Origin of the sequence: Mesorhizobium sp. M5C.F.Ca.IN.020.32.2.1 (assembly GCF_004023105.1) — a bacterium.
Taxonomy (GTDB): domain Bacteria; phylum Pseudomonadota; class Alphaproteobacteria; order Rhizobiales; family Rhizobiaceae; genus Mesorhizobium; species Mesorhizobium wenxiniae.
Genome location: NZ_RZSX01001018.1, coordinates 1 through 2,076, shown reverse-complemented (window position 1 = coordinate 2,076; position 2,076 = coordinate 1). Strand labels below are relative to the sequence as shown.

Annotated in this window: 2 protein-coding genes; one reads left to right on the top strand and one right to left on the bottom strand. The window is 62.0% G+C overall.

The genetic code is table 11. The features are described 5' to 3' along the window. Nucleotides 1-12: 12 nt before the first annotated feature. Nucleotides 13-1,068, bottom strand: a complete 1,056-nt coding sequence (locus EOA86_RS32250) for a LacI family DNA-binding transcriptional regulator (RefSeq protein ID WP_128345296.1) — start codon at nt 1,066-1,068, stop codon at nt 13-15. 459 nt (nt 1,069-1,527) lie between these two features. Here EOA86_RS32250 and EOA86_RS32245 point away from each other — a divergent pair. Further along, nucleotides 1,528-2,076, top strand: a 549-nt coding sequence (locus tag EOA86_RS32245; RefSeq protein WP_164892212.1) for an adenylate/guanylate cyclase domain-containing protein, incomplete at its 3' end; no start/stop codon positions are given.

Here is a 2,076-nt window from a genome sequence, read left to right as displayed (position 1 = left end):
ACATGCATTCGTTCAGCCGTCCGGCAGACGGCCGCATGACTGACGCACCACCAGCCGGCACGGCAGTTTTCGGATGCCCGGCTCGGCGGGTTCGCCGCCGACGAGCGAAAGCAAGGTGAGGCCGGCCTCGCGCCCGAGTGCCGCCAGGTTCATGTCAACGGAGGTCAGCGGCGGGCGGGTTGCCTCGGCCACGATCTGCCAGTTGTCGAAACCGATGACGCCGACATCGTCCGGCACGCCAAGCCCGCGCTCGCGCAGCGCGTCGATGACGCCGCGCGCGATCTGGTCGTTGCCGCAAAACACGGCATCGGGTTTTTCGTCCCCGCTCTTCGACAGCTTACCGTCGAAGAGCTTATTCACCGCCTCGTGACCCCAGGCCTCCGACCACGATCCGAGCAATGGTTCCATGACCGGCAAGCCTTTTTCGGTCAGCACGTCACGATAGGCCTGTGCCCGCGCGTGCACCACCGCAAAACTCGCCGGCCCGGTGACATGGGCGATGCGGCGCCGTCCGAGCCGGCAAAAGTGCTCGACCGCCAGGCGCGCGCCGCCGGCGTCGTCAGACACAAAGGCGACGGCGCCGGGATCGGGCTGGGTGAAGGCATAGATCACGGGAACGCCGAGATTGGACAGGTCGACCGGCAGATGGCGATCGATGCGCTTGCCGGTGGCGATGATCCCGTCGACGCGCTTGTCGAGCATGGCATCGACATGGAGCTGGCCGAGGCGCTTGTCGTCCTCGACGTTGCAGAGAAACACCGAGACGCCCTTGTCGACCAGCGCATCCGAAATGCCCGACATGACCGGCAGCGAGAAACGGCCATAGGTATCGTTGGTGAGCAGCCCGACGGTGAAGGAGCGCCGCCGCAACAGGCTCTGCGCCAGGCTGTTCGGGCGAAAGCCAAGCCGCTGCGCCGTCTCGCGAATGCGCTCGCGCGTCTCGGCCGTCATCCGCCCCTGCCCGTTCAGCGCCTTTGAGGCCGTGGCAACGCTGACGCCGGCAGAGGCAGCCACCTCGCGCAGGGTGACGGGGGTCTTGGCAGACACTGGCTGGGCGTCGGAGGCCATGATGCGTGGCGGATTCCTTAGCTGGGAAAAGGTTTTCTCTTGTTGGCCTGCGAGGCGTTGAGTGGAGAGGTCAGCGGATGCAGGGCGATTTGGGAAAAGGTTTTCTCAGAGAGATTAGGGGAAGACGGGGAGGTTGGCAAGAGGAACAGCTTTGGTTTTGGGCGCGTCTAAGATTTCTTGCTAGTTTCCGAGATCTACGACCGCTTTTCGCCATTTCAGACGTCAGCGAGTGCAGCCACTATGGTCCCAACTCGGGTTCATATCGGACGTTTCCGGTCTGACGCCGCGCGGATCCCCCCGCCATTGATGCGATCGAGTTCGCAGCCACCTGGCGAAAGAGGAAGGTTCTGATCCGCCCTTTGTTGCTGCTGGGGTAGGAAGACTTCTTGATTCAGCCGCAAGCCCAAATTGCTGGATTTGGCAGCCCAGGAAGGATAGGCTTGGTTTTTGGTTCAGGCGATGGAACAGAGACTAGCCGCAATTCTGGCTGCCGATATGGCGGGCTACAGTCGGCTAATGGAGGCCGACGAATCCGGCACGCTCGCACGCCTTCGGACCCATCGCATAGAACTGGTCGATCCCGCCATCGCGAAGAACAAGGGCCGGATCATCAAGACCACGGGAGACGGCATGCTCGTTGAGTTCCAGAGCGTGACCGATGCCGTGAAATGCGCCGTGGAAATCCAACAGCGCATGAAACGGCGCAATTCGGATGTGCCGCAAGAACGGCGTATCGAGTTCAGGATCGGCATAAATCTCGGCGACATCATTTTCGAAGATGAGGACATTTTCGGCGACGGCGTCAATATTGCCTCGCGCATCGAGCAACTCGCCGACGTCGGCGGTATCTGCGTGACCGCAGCGGTGGCGACCCAAATTGCCGACCGTCTCGAAATTGCCATGGAGGACCTGGGCGAGAAGACGTTAAAGAACATCAGCCGCCCGGTTCGCCTCTATCGCATTGGGTTTGACAGTCCTGTCCTGCCGGAAGTCGAGGCAAAGCGATCC

What these genes read in the sequence shown, in the direction of transcription:
- EOA86_RS32250 (WP_128345296.1), bottom strand. Translation starts at nt 1,068, where the DNA reads ATGGCCTCCGACGCCCAGCCAGTGTCTGCCAAGACCCCCGTCACCCTG.